This is a genomic window from Planococcus shenhongbingii (assembly GCF_030413635.1).
In the GTDB taxonomy this organism is placed as follows: Bacteria; Bacillota; Bacilli; order Bacillales_A; family Planococcaceae; genus Planococcus; species Planococcus shenhongbingii.
This window is the reverse complement of sequence record NZ_CP129235.1, coordinates 2202665-2218035: the sequence shown is the minus strand read 5'-3', so window position 1 is coordinate 2218035 and position 15371 is coordinate 2202665. Positions and strand designations below refer to the sequence as shown.

General features: G+C 41.1%; 18 protein-coding genes. 11 read left to right on the top strand and 7 right to left on the bottom strand.

The features are described from left to right. The first annotated feature begins 22 nt into the window (after positions 1–22). The 5 genes from QWY16_RS10890 to QWY16_RS10870 all read left to right on the top strand — a co-directional run bounded on the left by QWY16_RS10890 (position 23) and on the right by QWY16_RS10870 (position 4460). Complete coding sequence (locus QWY16_RS10890; protein WP_300989255.1) at positions 23–712, top strand: response regulator transcription factor; 690 nt, start codon at positions 23–25, stop codon at positions 710–712. Further along, positions 709–1947: a sensor histidine kinase gene (locus QWY16_RS10885; protein ID WP_300989254.1), complete on the top strand. Its 1239-nt coding sequence runs from the start codon at positions 709–711 to the stop codon at positions 1945–1947. The genes QWY16_RS10890 and QWY16_RS10885 overlap by 4 nt, the downstream gene beginning before the upstream one ends. 129 nt (positions 1948–2076) lie before the next feature. After that, positions 2077–3093 (top strand): alpha/beta hydrolase fold domain-containing protein, encoded by a 1017-nt coding sequence (locus QWY16_RS10880; protein WP_300989253.1) that lies wholly within the window; start codon positions 2077–2079, stop codon positions 3091–3093. A 295-nt stretch (positions 3094–3388) separates the two neighbouring features. Continuing rightward, positions 3389–3862, top strand: coding sequence for a DinB family protein (locus QWY16_RS10875; protein ID WP_300989252.1), 474 nt, complete (start codon positions 3389–3391; stop codon positions 3860–3862). Positions 3863–4025: 163 nt separating this feature from the next. Next, the gene (locus tag QWY16_RS10870; RefSeq protein WP_300989251.1) at positions 4026–4460 is read left to right on the top strand and encodes a VOC family protein; all 435 of its coding nucleotides are present in this window, start codon (positions 4026–4028) and stop codon (positions 4458–4460) included. Between the two features lie 247 nt (positions 4461–4707). Here QWY16_RS10870 and QWY16_RS10865 read toward each other — a convergent pair whose 3' ends face one another. Together QWY16_RS10865 and QWY16_RS10860 are read right to left on the bottom strand one after the other, a co-directional pair. Next, positions 4708–5409: a DNA alkylation repair protein gene (locus QWY16_RS10865; RefSeq protein ID WP_300989250.1), complete on the bottom strand. Its 702-nt coding sequence runs from the start codon at positions 5407–5409 to the stop codon at positions 4708–4710. Between the two features lie 348 nt (positions 5410–5757). Beyond that, positions 5758–6240, bottom strand: a complete 483-nt coding sequence (locus tag QWY16_RS10860; protein WP_300989249.1) for a universal stress protein — start codon at positions 6238–6240, stop codon at positions 5758–5760. 223 nt (positions 6241–6463) lie between these two features. On the opposite strand from QWY16_RS10860, the gene QWY16_RS10855 reads away from it, so the two are divergent. Beyond that, a complete protein-coding gene (locus QWY16_RS10855) occupies positions 6464–7021 on the top strand; it encodes a DNA-3-methyladenine glycosylase I (protein ID WP_300993404.1) in 558 nt (185 codons plus the stop codon). A gap of 114 nt (positions 7022–7135) precedes the next feature. On the opposite strand, the gene QWY16_RS10850 is transcribed toward QWY16_RS10855, so the two are convergent. The 4 genes from QWY16_RS10850 to QWY16_RS10835 all read right to left on the bottom strand — a co-directional run bounded on the left by QWY16_RS10850 (position 7136) and on the right by QWY16_RS10835 (position 9662). Next, entirely contained in the window at positions 7136–7777 is a 642-nt protein-coding gene (locus QWY16_RS10850) for an HD domain-containing protein (RefSeq protein WP_300989248.1), read from the bottom strand. Positions 7778–8011: 234 nt separating this feature from the next. Beyond that, positions 8012–8641 carry an FMN-binding negative transcriptional regulator gene (locus QWY16_RS10845; protein ID WP_300989247.1) on the bottom strand — a complete coding sequence of 210 codons (630 nt, stop codon included), beginning with the start codon at positions 8639–8641 and terminating at the stop codon, positions 8012–8014. 24 nt (positions 8642–8665) lie between these two features. Then, positions 8666–9184 (bottom strand): spermidine/spermine N(1)-acetyltransferase, encoded by a 519-nt coding sequence (gene paiA, locus QWY16_RS10840; RefSeq protein ID WP_300989246.1) that lies wholly within the window; start codon positions 9182–9184, stop codon positions 8666–8668. A gap of 25 nt (positions 9185–9209) precedes the next feature. Then, on the bottom strand, positions 9210–9662 hold the full coding sequence (locus QWY16_RS10835) for a MarR family winged helix-turn-helix transcriptional regulator (RefSeq protein ID WP_300989245.1): 453 nt from the start codon (positions 9660–9662) through the stop codon (positions 9210–9212). A gap of 116 nt (positions 9663–9778) precedes the next feature. On the opposite strand from QWY16_RS10835, the gene QWY16_RS10830 reads away from it, so the two are divergent. The 5 genes from QWY16_RS10830 to QWY16_RS10810 all read left to right on the top strand — a co-directional run bounded on the left by QWY16_RS10830 (position 9779) and on the right by QWY16_RS10810 (position 14246). Then, positions 9779–10396: a YczE/YyaS/YitT family protein gene (locus QWY16_RS10830; protein ID WP_300989244.1), complete on the top strand. Its 618-nt coding sequence runs from the start codon at positions 9779–9781 to the stop codon at positions 10394–10396. Between the two features lie 189 nt (positions 10397–10585). Further along, a complete protein-coding gene (locus tag QWY16_RS10825) occupies positions 10586–11554 on the top strand; it encodes an NAD(P)-dependent alcohol dehydrogenase (protein ID WP_300989243.1) in 969 nt (322 codons plus the stop codon). A gap of 809 nt (positions 11555–12363) precedes the next feature. Then, positions 12364–12651 (top strand): DUF2798 domain-containing protein, encoded by a 288-nt coding sequence (locus tag QWY16_RS10820; RefSeq protein WP_300989242.1) that lies wholly within the window; start codon positions 12364–12366, stop codon positions 12649–12651. Then, positions 12632–12808 (top strand): hypothetical protein, encoded by a 177-nt coding sequence (locus tag QWY16_RS10815; protein ID WP_300989241.1) that lies wholly within the window; start codon positions 12632–12634, stop codon positions 12806–12808. Before QWY16_RS10820 ends, QWY16_RS10815 begins: the two co-directional genes overlap by 20 nt. 469 nt (positions 12809–13277) lie before the next feature. Then, the gene (locus QWY16_RS10810; RefSeq protein ID WP_300989240.1) at positions 13278–14246 is read left to right on the top strand and encodes an SMP-30/gluconolactonase/LRE family protein; all 969 of its coding nucleotides are present in this window, start codon (positions 13278–13280) and stop codon (positions 14244–14246) included. Positions 14247–14372: 126 nt separating this feature from the next. Here the strand turns inward: QWY16_RS10810 and QWY16_RS10805 are convergent, their stop codons facing one another. Then, on the bottom strand, positions 14373–15164 hold the full coding sequence (locus tag QWY16_RS10805; protein ID WP_300993403.1) for a DUF4240 domain-containing protein: 792 nt from the start codon (positions 15162–15164) through the stop codon (positions 14373–14375). Positions 15165–15371 lie beyond the last annotated feature (207 nt).

Below are 15371 nucleotides of genomic sequence, written 5' to 3'. Positions count from 1 at the left end.
TAAAGTGAAACAGGTTCAAAAGTTGTGGATATTGCTTTATTTTTCAATATGTGATGATAATGTCGCTGTCCACGAGAGCATCAATGCGTATCTGCAAGCCGAGGGGATGAAGAGTGTATCGGCTTATGACGGAAAATTAGCACTGGAGCTGCTGGAGGAAAAACATTTTGATTTAGTGGTGCTTGATATTATGATGCCTGGCCTCTTTGGAACGGAAGTATGCAAGGAGATACGCAAAACCAGTGATATTCCAATTTTAATGCTCAGCGCCAGAAGTGAAGAAGTGGACCGGATTGTTGGCCTCGAGATCGGCGCAGACGACTATATCACCAAGCCTTTTTCACCTCGGGAAGTAGTAGTCCGGATCAAAACGATTCTGAAACGGGTGCAGCCAAAAAAAGAAAGTCCTCACTTCTTAAAAGCAGGCAACTTATCGATAGACATTACTGGATATGAAGTCCATGTCAATCAACAGGTGATTGAGCTGACGGCAAAAGAGGTGGAGCTATTGGCATTTCTAGTCAACCATACTGGGAAAGTCGTGAGCCGGGAAGAATTGCTGTACAAAGTTTGGGGATATGATTACACGGGAGACACCCGGACAGTCGATACGATGATCAAACGGATCCGCCAAAAAATTGCAAAAGCTTCCCCCGATTTTTCCATAAAGTCTGTTTACAGCGTCGGCTATAAATTTGAGGTAAATGTATGAAGCAGCTCTTTTCAAGCAAGTTGTGGATTGCATTTGTCATCTTAGCCATTTTTATATCCGGTCAGCTACTCGGGGCTTTTGCGATTAAGCATTACTTTATCCAATCCAAAATTGAAGAACTTCAGCCGCCTCTCACGCTGATTGGTGAAGAAGTGGCGGATGGAGACAAAATAACCAGAACCGATGATTTTTTAGTGAAAGCATTTGATGTCCATGGAAAAGAAATCGATGTTTACAACGATGAAACTATTCCGCAATCTTCTGCTGATGCTGAGGTAAACAAGAAACTGGCCGCTTATTTGCCGAAAATCAACAGCGGAAAAATGGCTATTGAAATCCAGCCCGTGCCGGGGTATTCTGCACGTGCTATTATCATCGGTCAGCCACTCGTTCAAGATAACAAAGTGACCGGCGGCATTTATTTATTAAAAGAGGCATGCGCTTACCAAGCTGCTCTTAATGGCTTTTACCTAGTCTTCTTTGTAACTTTGGCAATCGGGACGATCATTGTCCTCGCTTTTCTTACCGTCTTTGTTAAAGAGAAAAATCAGCTTGAGCAAATGCGCAAAGACTATGTCGCGAATATCAGCCACGAACTGAAAACGCCGCTTGCTTCGATCAAAGCGTTGACAGAGACATGGTCAGATCATGTGGTGACCGATCCTGAGAAAATCGACCAATACTACAGCATCATTTTGAGGGAAAGTGCGAGGCTGGAAGAACTCATTGCCGATTTGCTGGAATTGTCGAGGCTGCAGCATAAAAAAATGGCTTTTGATAAGCCAGTGGTTGATACAAAAGAAGTGATTGAACAAGTGGCCGAGCCTTTCGCTATTTTGGCAGATGACATGGAGCTCGAGTTTCATATTACAGAACGGGCTAAAAATCTCCCCGAGACCTATTCGAATAAAGACCGGATCGTTCAAGTCCTGACGATTCTGTTGGATAATGCATTTAAATTTACGCCGGTTCAAGGCAATGTAACGATTGATGCGAAAACGACAGGGAGAAAAGCAGAGATAATCGTGTCGGATAATGGACCGGGAATATCTAAAGAACTTTTGCCGCACATATTCGGGCGTTTTACCAAAGAGGACCTGTCGCATACCAGTACGGGCAGCGGCCTTGGGCTTTCCATTGCATTCGAAATCATGGAACAGCTTGGAGAGAAAATCAGTGTTGAAAGCAAGGGCGATTCAGGAACCACTTTTACGATTACTCTTAAAAGAGCGTAGAAAGAAACATATAAAAGTTTTTGGCAGAAAACGTGCGTTTTGCATCGTTTTTCTGCCATTTTTGTGTCACATTGTTTTGTTATGCTCGGTTTATAGAAGAACAAACAAAACACTTAGGAGTGATCTACAGTGAAGAAAACAGTCTTACCTATTTTATCCATGTCCCTTGCAGCTGCACTATTGGCAGGATGTTCAACAAATGCCACTGAAGAAGCAGTACAAGAGCTTAGTGAAGCAGCGGAAACGACAGAAACAGTCGAAGCGGCAGAAACTAAGCAGCCTTCTGCTGAAACAGTTGATACCTCATTTATTGAGAATAAATATTTAGATCTCGATTACGGCAGCAATTCAGAAGCGCAGAAGCTCGATATATACCTGCCGAATGAAGGAGAAGGACCGTTCCCGGTTATTGTCGCAATTCACGGCGGCGGGTTCAGGGAAGGGGATAAAACGGGTGCCGATCTCACTGCCATGATAGAAGGCCTCAACCGCGGGTATGCGGTCGTAGCAGTCAATTACCGGCTGTCGCGTGAAGCGTTTTTCCCAGCTGCCATCAGCGATGTCAAAGCGGCTATCCGTTATGTGAAGGCAAATGCGGAAGAATACAATGTAAATCCTGAGAAAGTAGCGGCATGGGGAGGCAGCGCTGGCGGCCATTTAGCCGCATTGGTTGGGACCAGTGGAAATGATGGTTCACTGAATGGTAAAAATACCGAAAACATCAACTTTTCCTCTGAAGTCCAAGCGGTTGTTGACTGGTACGGCCAAACTGACTTTCTGAAAATAGATGAGCAGTTTGCCGAATCGGAAATCACACCGAAATTAGGCAGCCGAAGCACCGCCGATTCACCGGAAAGCAAGTATATGGGCCGCAATATCCTAGAGAAAACGGAAGAAGTGAAAAAAGCGAATCCGGAGTCTTACATTACTGAAAACGATCCGGCCTTTTTAATCCAGCACGGAACGGCTGATCCGAACGTACCTGTCCAGCAATCTAGTGATTTTGCTGGAAAGCTGGCTGATGTTTTAGGGGAAGATAAAGTGGAGCTGACACTTTTGGAAGGGGTTGTCCATGGAGGAGAACCATTTGAATCAAAGGAAAACCTTGAAGAAGTCTTCGGCTTTCTTGACAGTGTATTAAAATAACTACAAGCGGGTGGCAACTTTGCCATCCGTTTTTATCTGTATTACTAGTTATTGGTGTTTTTATGAGATTATAAGAAATACCTGGTTAACGGTATAGACGGGATTTTTATCTTCTTTTAATTAGTGAGAAGCAATTATAGTAAAGAGTTTTAATAGGAGTGGCTATAGAATTTATCAAATAATTTATGCTTTGGTTGTGCTAAAGTAAGGTTAAGATTTTTGAAAGTTAACGCTTAAATCAACACAGTTTTTTGAATCATTTAGGAAAAAGAAAAAAAGTGAAAGGGGATATCGGATGAACGTATATTGTAAAGGGATTATTTTTCAGATGGACTTGGCGGTGGATTCTGTAGTCAAGTTGATGGATACGTTGAGTGATGAAGATTTGAATATTAAACCAACTGCAGAGAAATGGTCGATCGGTGAACTGCTCGCCCATATGTCAGTTATATCCAAAGCTGACTTCCTAATTGGCTTGGGGGCTTCGGAGGAGGAGTTGGACCACTATTACGAAGTTACAAAGCCAGAATCGAATCTTAATTCCATAGCGGCCACTTTAATCGATAATTACTCGTTTCTAAGAAACAGCATTTCTGAACTACAGGAAGAGGAGTTGTTAAGGGAGACCACATCCTTCTTTGGCGCTGTACATTCCCGTTATGAGTGGCTTTTGGACACACAGTCTCATTTCTTTCATCATCGGGGGCAGTTGCACGCCATGCTTGTCCACGTTTTAAAGCGAAATCCAGACGTCAAACTGTTCGAATAAAATGATGCATGGTTGATAGAACTTATCGAACTAACATTCCAGGCTAATTTGATATTCACTCCAATTTTTATATGATTAAATTTGAAGTAGGGACACTTAAATTGAAGACTGGGAAATGATGAGATAAAGAATATTTTTCAACTTCTAAAAGGAGAGTGTATATATGATTGGTGTAGAATTTAATATGGTAGTTACAGACAGCTTAAAAGCATTGGAATTATATAAAGAAATATTTGAAGTTGAACGGATTGAAGTTTCCGATTTTCCTAGAGGGGAAAACGAAGCCGTTTTCACTTTATACGGTGTTCAATTTCACTTGCTAGATGAAAATCCGCCATTTTATTTAATCGCACCTAAATCTGACGATCCTAAAACCAGTTGGACAAACCTTACTATCCCTACCATTAAGGAGACCTACAGAAAAGCGATAAATTTGGGATGTACAGAAATACAAGCAGTTACTGAAATGGCTGATCACGGAGTATCAAATGCTATTTTTATGGGCTCTTTTGGTTATATTTGGATGCTGCATCAAATACATAAAGAAGTTAGCCATGAAGAACGGTTGCAGTTTTGGGAAGGAAAAAGAGAGAAGTAATGATGAATGCATGATACATACAACATTAGTATTCAAAAATGGATCCTTAAATGAGTAAGTATTTTACTGAAATAAGATAATCAAAAAGTCGAATCCCTTGCACCAGGGATTCGACTTTTTACTTGAAATTTACGCAGCAGGCAGATTGCTAATGCTGCCATAACGAACATTATAACTGTTCAAATAGATGCAACTGATCAATTCTATCCGATTAGCTTCTGATGAGATTAAAAATGATAATGCTCCATTAACACCTTACATATTTCCGTTTAAAACCGAGTCTTCCTCGATCCAATTCTTTTTGGATCGTTTCGGAAGCAAGCAAAGTGCTGCTGTTTTTCTGGTCTTTGCGGATTTCGACAGGTCCTACTGTTTTTGCGGTCTCAATCGCCTTTTCATGGAGCGGCACATATGAAATCGCCGCTGTATAAATGAAATTATTCATGGAAATCTTCGTTCGGTCAGGGGAATCTTGAATGGTTCTTTCCACTTGGTCCAGCATATCGGAAAGTTTGTTTGGAATAAACTCACGGTCGGGACGATTGCCCAACAGCCAGCAATAACAGCTCCAGCCTGCTGACATTTTGAGCTCTTCGCCGCTGACAATCCATTTATCGGCAAGTGTTTGCGCAAAATCGGCTTCTGCCAACGAAACCGCAACCACGTAATCGGACAGCATGTAAAAATACGCTCCATCCATCCAACGTTCAAATTCTTCTTCTGTCGTCATGTCGGAAATAATGCCAGCGAAATACATGGCATCGTAATTGCCGGTAGCGTATAGTTGATCTGCCAAAGGCTGGTTTTTCTTGATTTTTTTTGCGAGCGGCTTCATGGCGCCAGTAGCAACGCCGAACAGCGGTTCACGGGCACCGTTTCTAATATAAGTCTTCTTGGTTCGTTCCTTGCCGAGCGCTTCAAGTTCTTGCATGACCAGCTCAAAATCCATCCATTTTCACTTCCTTTCTTTATAACGGCTTCGGCCGATTTGGACATGGCTCACACCAATGGCCGAGCCCTGGGCACGCCTTCGCTGGAATGCGAAGCTGTATTGCGGAATATCTGCAGCTAAAATTGCTAGTTTCACCAATCTATGTATAGCTAAGAACGTATATTCGTAACTTTAACATATATTTCATAAGTTTGAAATGAACCAACAAATTCTCCCTACGCAGAACAAAGAGCTCCTTGTATTTTCGCAATATCTAAACTTGAAAACGGAAGAGTATTTAATCAGTGAGAAAATAATTGAAAAAACCACTTTCCAAAGGAAAATGGTTTGGGTTGTACCACTTCATTACTCAAAATCGGATTTTTTCTGTTCCTCTGCTTGATCTGATTCATCCATACGGACTACCAAAACATCACAGGAACTATTGCGGACAATATGCTGGGAAACACTTCCCATCAAATAACGCTCAAATGCATTCATCCCAGTTGCTCCGCATACAATCAGGTCTGCCTCAACTTGTTTGGCGAAATCACGGCTGATGACTTTTTTTGGAGAGCCTGGCCTAACAATAGCATTTACCTGCTCTACACCAGCTGCTTCGGCCTCTTTTTTATATTTATCGAGAAGATCTCGTGCAAACTCATATGCTTGTTCTTCAATATCCAGTTCATTAAATTTGACCGCAGTGAATGAACGGGTGTCAATTACAAAAATCAGATTCAGTATGGCATTGTTTCGTTGTGCTATTCCAACCGACTTTCTGAATGCCCATTCTGCTACATCTGATCCATCAACCGCCACCAAAATTCGTTTATAAGCTAAAGTCATTATTATATCCCCCTGTTGTCAAAGTTACTATGAGGTATTTTCTCTAATGATGAAGCAAAATCCTGCAGGAAATAAAAATGGGTTTATTTATTTATGGTGGATAAGACTTTTCAAACTTATCTTTGCGAATAAGCGGATTCTGCAAAAAAAGGTGCAGTGGCTTGAATGCCTTATCGATAGTGATACAGTAGACAGTAACTAGAGGAAAGAGGTGAAGCAACCGATGGCGCAATGTCTATGGCCGCAAAGCAGTGAAATGATGCAAGCTTATCATGATGAAGAATGGTGCCGGCCTAATCAGGACGATCGATATATTTTCGAAATGTTATCGTTAGAGGGAGCCCAAGCAGGATTATCCTGGAGTATTGTTTTATCAAAACGCAAAGGCTATCAAGAAGCCTTTCGTAATTTTGATATTGATTATTGCTCTAAGCTGACCGACCCCGATTTAGAATTAATAAAAGGGAATTATAATGTGATCAAACATCTTTCGAAGCTCCAGTCCGTCCGAACCAATGCAGAAGCCATACTGAAAATCCAAAAGGAGTTTAATAGTTTTTCCGATTTTTTATGGAGCTTTGTGGATTTTAAACCGATTATCAATCATTGGGAAACCGAACAACAAGTTCCTGCCCAAACCCCTTTATCTGTCCAGCTCAGCAAAGAGTTAAAAAAGCGGGGATTCAAATTTGTGGGACCTGTTACCACATACTCGTTCATGCAAGCCGTCGGAATGGTGGACGATCATATCATCACTTGTACTTTCCATACTTCAAATTGAATGGAGACGAATTAAAGAGCATGAAAAAAGCGCACAGACTGTTTGGTCTGGCGCTTTTTCTATGTCAATGACATTTGGAAATCAAGAGAAATCCCACATTATAAACTATTGGCCTTATTCGTTCCAAGGTGAATGAAGGATGCATTGACAGAAGTTTTTATTTTTATATTCCGGCTGGAAATATTGGATAACATCTTCTTTCATATTGCCGAAAGTCGTTTCAGGCTTATGCTTAAATCCTTCATAAAAAGCTGGTATGATTTCTTTTTTGAAATTATTGCGCGGATAAGCTTTGACAATTTCTTCACGCAAGTCGCTAGGGAATTGCTCAAAACCGTCTCCCATTACATCTAAACCGACGCCAGAGAAAAGCAGTGCCACTTCAGATTCTTTATGTTCTGCTATGCCAGGAGTCGTATGTAATGCAATAGCATCCCATACAAGGCGAACCGATTCATCTGGAATTTGATAATGCTGTAAAAAGCTTCTTGCTGCGTTTGCACCGTCTACTTCAAACCGCAGATCCGCGCTGCTGAACTTTTTGGTCAATCCGAAATCATGGAATAATGCACTGACATAAAGCAATTCTAAATCATAATTCTGTTTCGCTTGTTGTCCATTGACTGCACCAAATAAAAACACGCGATTCGAATGGTTCCACAACAAGTCGTTTCCATGCTCACGCAATAAATCTGCTGCATCTTTTGCCAATTGGGAATCTGGAATCTTAATGCCTGCTATTTCTTGATTCGTCATGTTAAAACCCCTTTACGATTTAGTAGTTCTCATATCCATGAGACTGCCTACAGTATAACTGGAAATTCGTAATGGTTCTATCCGATTAAATCTATGATAATGATAGATAAAAACTATAGTATAGACCGTTGTATAGAAACAATCGTTTCTTTCGCTGTGTGAAAGCGAAGCTTTTCGGTTTCCTGCAGCAATAATTCGATTGTATTGCGTACGGCAAAATTGAAAAACAGTTGATTATTGCTTTATGTCTTTTTTGATTTTATTCTCCATGACTTTCGCCACTTGATGTGAGTTCACATCATTTTCTTCATAAAGCTTAGTAACGATGTTTTGATAATCCCCTTCATTGCGGTTCTGGCTCAGTTTATTCGCAGCCTGGATTTCCTTCACTTGAATCTTGAATCCGACGATCCCTTTCAATTCCTTTTCCAATAGAGAAGGGGAGAGCTTTTCCCATAAAACGGGATTCTCACGATGGCTCTCGTATTTCTGCATTAGGCTTGTCAGATCTTGTTTCAATTCCTCTTCGTTTAAAATGCGGGCCGATCCATAGAGATGGACAGACTGGTAATTCCATGTTGGGACATTTTCATGTTCATACCAGGAAGAAGAGATGTAGGCGTGCGGTCCCTGGAACATAACCAGGACCTCTTCTGAAGCTTCAAATGTCCGCCACTGCGGATTCCCATAAGCCATATGCCCGGTTATGTAGTAATCTTCTTCTTCTTTCACCAACTGCAAAGGCAAATGCGTCGCAATGGGGCGCCCTTTTCGGGTCGTGACAAGCGTGCCGAACGAATTGTGTTGTACAAATTCCCGGATTTCCTCAAAATCGCTTACTTTAAAATGCTTTGGAATAAACATAGTAATCCACCTTTCCCATAAAGTTTATTGGAGTGTTTTGGTCATGATCAAGTCTGTTTGTTCATCTTCGCCCATAAAGAAAGAGTGAGCGCCTGTTTGCACGAACCCTTTTTTCTGATAAAACGCAATGGCATTTTCGTTATCTTCCCAGACGCCCAGCCAAATTTTCTTTTTCTTCTGCTCCAGCGCCAGTTCGAACGCCTTGTTCAGCAGAAGCTTTCCAAGTCCATGTTTCTGAAACTTTCTCTTAACGTAAATCCGCTCGACTTCAAATGAGTCATCATCCATCGCTTCCGTCTGCGCTTCATCAGTGTTGACCTTTAAATATCCAGCAATATCTTCATTGAAATAAACTAAAAAGAACTGTGAAGACGGATTGGCTATTTCTTGTTGCAGCTGCTTCAAGTTATAGGCCTTTTCCAAATAGGCATTTAAATGTTCAGGAAGATTATGTTCTTTAAAAGTTTCGGTAAATGTCTCCACACTGATTGTTTGAAGATCGTGGACATCTGTAAGCGTGCATTTTTTTATCGTCGCCATCATTTGGATAAGTCGCTCCTTTGTATCGTTAATAGTCTCGCTTATTGCCTTTTTTGACAAATTCCCAGTCTTTTTCAACATTTTTTCTGATGCGCTGCAGCAGTTCAAAAGCAGTTTCTGCTTCCTTTTTGGAAAAGCCTTCTAACGCCACCTGATCGGAATGTTCATTTTCTCTCTTGATAAAAGGATATACCGATTTCCCTTTTTCGGTAGGAAATAGCTTTTTCGTTTTTTTATTGTGTGGATCTTCTTTCTTCTCAATAAAGCCGTTAGTTTCTAGTTTTTGGATAGCGCGTGTTGCGGTGGAGCGGTCTACTTTAATCAGGTCCACCAGCTGTTCCTGAATGATTCCAGGGTTCTCGCATATTCGCACCAAGTATAAATACTGCCCTTTGGTAAGGTCAAATTCTTTGAATTCGATGTTGCTGATCGAATCCAAAGCTCTCGCGATCATGCCAATTTCGCGCAGAATTTCTTTCATAAAAAAGCTCCCTTGTAAATATTTTTGTTGCATTTGCAATAAAGAAAGGACTATATTGAATTTACTCCATAATTGTTGCATTTGCAATAATAATTTAAAGAAAGAAGGTGTGCAAAGTGAAATATATTTTTTTCGTTTTAGGAATTCTTCTTTTGACTTTAGGAATAGCTTTTACCATACAATCAAATCTCGGAACTTCTCCATTTGATGCCGTTTTGGTAGGACTTTCTGAAACAGTGGGGTTGACAGTAGGAAGCTGGGAAGTCGTGCTGGCTATCCTGATCATCGGATGCAATTCACTATTAATAAGACAGCGGCCTGAAGTTGTTGGGCTGGCGACAGCTGTTATAACGGGAATCGGCATAGATTTTTGGCTATTCTTTTTGAGCGATGTGGTCACGCCTGAACTATGGCACAGCCAAGCGGCTTGCTTTGCCATCGGTCTTCTTGCTATGGGAGCAGGGACGGCTACTTATCTGCATACGAATTTCGCTCCGATTCCTGTGGACCGGCTGACATTGATTTTAAAGGACCTGACTGGAACGAATATATTTATGTCAAGAACATTCATTTATCTCGTATTTTTGATTATGGCTTTTATGCTGAAAGGTCCGATTGGCATCGGCACTCTATTGACCGTCTGCTTGGGCGGGCTGATTCTTAATTTCTTCATGCAGCCTGTTGGGCAGCTGTTAGACCGTATATTAACGACTTCATACTCCTCACTGGATTAATCCATATAAGTGGAATTTTAGATTGCTAATAAAAATATATAAGATACACTTAAAATAAAAAGTCTGAAAATTAAATCTTTTTATTGATTTTAAATTTTATTGTTGAAGACAGGCACGTTGAGCTTAATCGGCAAATTAGTAAAAGGTCTCCATTCACACCATCCAAATAATATGAAGGGAGTTTTTATTATGAAAGCAAGTGTCCATAAAAAATACGGGCCGCCGGAAGTGTTGAAGCTAACAGAAGTGGAAAAACCTATTCCTAAAGATGATGAAGTACTGGTGAAAGTGTATGCAACAACAGCGAGCACGGGTGACTGCAGAGTGCGAAGGGCGGATCCATTTGCTGTCCGGTTTTTTTATGGCTTGAAAAAACCGAAAGTCGGGATATTGGGAACGGAGCTGTCTGGAGAAGTAGAAGCTGTGGGAAAAGACGTTAAAACATTTAAAAAAGGGGATTTGGTGTTTTGCGGCACCGGAGTCAAGCTTGGCGCAAACGCAGAATATGTATGCGTGAATGAAGAAGGAGCTATCGCCATCAAACCGGCCAATATGACATTCGAAGAAGCTGCTTCCGTTCCATTTGGAGCGACAACTTCTCTATTTTTCCTAAGAGATAAAGGGCATATACGGGAAGGGCAAAAAGTGCTCATCTACGGTGCTTCCGGCGCATTAGGCACCTATGCAGTACAGCTGGCCAAACATTTCGGCACACAGGTTACAGCGGTCTGCAGTGGCCGGAATGTAGCGCTTGTGAAATCATTGGGTGCTGATCATGTCATCGATTATACCCAAGAAGATTTCACTAAATCAGGTATGACGTTTGATCTTATTTTTGACACGGTCGGCAAAACTTCGTTTTCGAAATGCAAAAAATCCTTGAGAAAAAACGGTGTTTATCTGGCAGCAGTAGCAGGAATTCCACAATATGTGCAAATGATTGCTACTTCGATTAGAGGCAATAAGAAAATGAAAGGCGGAGTAGCGAAGATGCGCAAAGAGGATATGCTTTTCCTCAAAGAATTGATTGAATCAGGAAAGATCAAGTCTGTCATAGATAAGCGTTATTCTTTGGATCAAGTTGCTGCGGCTCACAGTTATGTTGAAACCGGGCATAAACGCGGCAGCGTTGTCATTAACTTGATTCCGTCTAATTAATTTTTATTTCGGTGATAATGATAGACAAGCAATCATTAATGCATCAATTGAAAGAAAAAGAGAAGCTTCATGTGAAGTTTCTCCTCTTTTAAGGCTATCGGGAAACTCTCGATAGCCTTTTCACATTTCGCTCCAGGTGGGACGCTTTCCGCGGACATGGCTTCAGTCTCCTCGTCGCTTCGCTCCTGCGGGGCCTTCAGCTCATGTTATTTCCGCAGGAAGCGAAGCGTGCAAAAGCACTTTTGCATGGTTCGTTTGCGACGAAGCTAGCGCAGCGATGCAGGAGCACATGTTTGCCCTTCGCCCACCTTCCGCTGCATTCTGCTCTCTTTTATCACTTTTAGAGCGTCTTTAAAAGTGGTGAAAGCGAGTTAAATGCAGCGGAAGGCGGCGACTCCAGCGGGACAGCGCGAGCTGAAGACCCTGGACTGAGCAAAGCGAAGGAAGCGACTGAAGCCGTGCCCGCGGAAAGCGTCCGCCCTGGAGCGGAATGAAAAAAGAGAATAAGAGTTTCTCTCTTTTAATGGTGAACATGTGATTTTTGTTTAGCATCGATATCAGAAATGCGATTTTTTCAATTGATTTATTGTGATGAGCTTGAAGGCAATAACACTGTACGCATTAAAATTTCAGGAAATTGAAGTTTCGCAGCAACAGCTGATCAGTGATAGAGGGTTAACTTGCTAAAGTAAGTATTGCAACAATTTAAATTCTCCTTATGATAATCTTAATGCTGGTGCTAAAATAAGAGTGAAAATTAGTGTAGGGTAGCAGTGCAGCAGCCATGCTTTTATTAAGGACATAGGGAGGTGCCTATAATAAACATCAACATCAAATACCGGAATATTATTTTTGCGTTTTTCATGGCATTGTCCATGTCTGTTTTCATCACTTTTGTATTAGTCTCCTTGAGTACAGGCTATACTGAGGAATTTTTATCCGAATGGTTCAAAACCTGGTCGCAGGCGTTCTTTTGTGCTTTTTTTGGAGCTTACTTTTTTCCGATTGTCATTAAGCAAGTGATGAAAAAGATTAATTTTGTAGAAAATCCATTAGTCATTGAAGATGATTATGTCAATGAGAGAACAAAGCGCTAGAGCAGCTGCTAACTCGCATATAGGAGATGCCAATACGGGCGAAGTGGATGAATTGGCGCAAATTGAACTTCTTGCCGATACAACGCTTGTGTTGTTTTTGGTGGGTCTAGAAGCCCCGATGACATTTGCCGGGAACTTCAGCGGCATTAAACGGTAATGCAAGAAAGAAGGATAGAGTCGTTTACAGGAATATTGTATTATTCCAACGATATGGATTTCATTTTCGTTGTAAGGTGTAAAACTAAGCTGCCTTTAGTTGGGCAGCTTTTTTTATTGCTTGTAAACGCAGCAATCGTTGCCTGTTTTTAAACCATTAAGCAACGAACTTTTCGAATTAGCAGCAACTTATAAGTTTATGGGAAAAAACCAATAAGTTTAACAAAGTTAATCCTATTAATAAAGAGAAATAATTACTGAATAATTAAAAAACTCAAATGCCATTGCTTGTGGTTTCAGTTTTGTATTAAGGTTATATTTTGTGCTAGCAGTTATTTATTTTGGTGAGGAGTTTCCACTTAGAACGTGAACCACGTTTTATCCGGAACTCTTTTCATTAAAATTGAAATTCAGAATTGCTGCAGAAATAAAAAACGAATGAATTCATTCGAAAAGGAGGAGTCATGTAAATGAAAAAAAGAGGGTTTACAGTAGCCATATTGCTTGTTTTCTTGCTTGTAGCGGCAGGCTTTGTCGGCGCCAAATCATTGTATGAGACAAAACCGGTGCCAAAAGGAGAAAGGCATAACATCTCAGAAATCATTCCTGCTAAAGCCAAATGGGAAAAAGTTGTAAAAGGCGATGGCGGCTTTATGGAAGGCATTAACTTCGACCGTAAAGGCAACATTTGGATGGTTAGCCCGATGTCAGGAGAACTTCTTAAAGTAAAAGGAAATAAAGTTGAACAGGTTAGAAAATATCCGGGCCCTGTAGGAGCGAAATTCCACAAAGATGGCCGTCTTTTCATCACGGACATCACGGGAGTCATCCATGCATATAATCCGAAAACAGGGAAAAGCGAAACTGTCGTAAGCACTTATAAAGGCAAGCCGTTAAACGGGTTGAACGACTTAGTTTTTGATAAAGACGGCGGCTTGTATTTCACGGAGCCAATGGGATCCAGTGCAACCAACCCGGTCGGACGCGTCTTCTACTTGCCGGCAAACAGCAAAGAGCCAGTTTTGTTTGCAGATAAAATTGCATATCCGAACGGAGTCGCTATTTCCGCTGATGGCAGCCGTGTTTATATTTCCGAGTTTGGCAAAAACAGAGTTCTAGCTGCTCCGGCAAAAAATGCACCACCGTCACCTGAAACGCCATTTGTCTTCGGGCAATATGAAGGCGGAATCGGACCGGATGGATTGGCTGTCGACAAAGCAGGAAATCTATACGTTGCCCATTTCCAGGCCGGGGAAGTCGTTGTCCAGGACAAAGATGGGTTCAAATACGGAACGATCCGTCTTCCTAAAGGCACGGGAACATTTACAACCAATCTGGCATTCCACGAAGGCTATCTGTATGTCACCGAGTCTTCCAAAAATGAGGTTTGGCGCATTAAAGTGAATAAAGAAGGTTTAGTGCCGTACGGATTGCAATAATATAGTTTTGAAAGTAACAGAAAACGAAAGGGAAGAAAAATTGCGGAGTAACTGCAATTTTTCTTCCCTTTTTTCTATTTGATAGTTTTTGAAACGAGACAGATGCTTATTTTGTGCTCTTCAACTTTATAAAGGGTTTTCGTGAAAGGCTTCCCAAAAATTGGGCAATATTTTGCGCAAAGCTTCTTGATCGTCTTCATCCCAATCTAAATCAATTTCCGGTTCGCTGTCATCTTGTTCCGTCAATTGGCCATACAGGTTCAAATATTCTTCGAATTCTTGGCCGGTTTTCTCTTCGTATGCGCTGCTTGCGACGAATAGGAACTCTTCCAATTGGGGAATTTCTTCTTGTTCTTTCAGCAGCAGTAAATAGGGAAGAAGCGACTCCGGATCTTCAATCGCCTCGTAATAAACTTCTTTCCCCAGGTACAGGATCCATGCCCGGAAATAATCGAAGCTATCGTCAGAACAGCCGCCCATAGCAATATAGGCAGCGGCCCATAACTCGGAAGTATAGGACTTGGTGTAATGCTCCTTCAGGATGGACTCAAATACCAGGATATCCAGTACCGGTTTTTTAGCTAAATGAGAAACCAGCCACTCCATCTGTTCAAGGGAATCTTCACCATGATCACCGCATTCATCTATCAAATGCCAGAAGTGCGATTCTGTCATCGTACTTTCTTTTACAACTTGTTCAGCCCTTTCTGCCGGCAGATAGCCTTTTTTGAGTTTTGATTGAATGAGCCGATGGGCTTCTTTTTCACAGGCTTCTATTGAAGGGAAATCTTTCACTCTGACTGTTCCGGCAGTGCCGATTCTTCCGTAAGTGACCGCAAACGAACTTTCTGCCACAGATATTTTCCAAAACTTATTTGAATATGAACTTTTAAATACTAGCAGGGTTTCCAATGACACGTCTCCTTGAACCATCTTATTTCGGTTCCTAACTCTTTTTCATTCATTTCTTATTATTGTACATAAAAGCAGTTGTTTTTACAGCGATGAAAATTTAAAAGCAGTCATTTGAAAGTTGTAATTAGTCAAGGAAATCTATTACTTTTATCCTTTTTATTCACATAAATATCAGTCAATTCCGAAAATTTCATTTACAATTCAAAAATC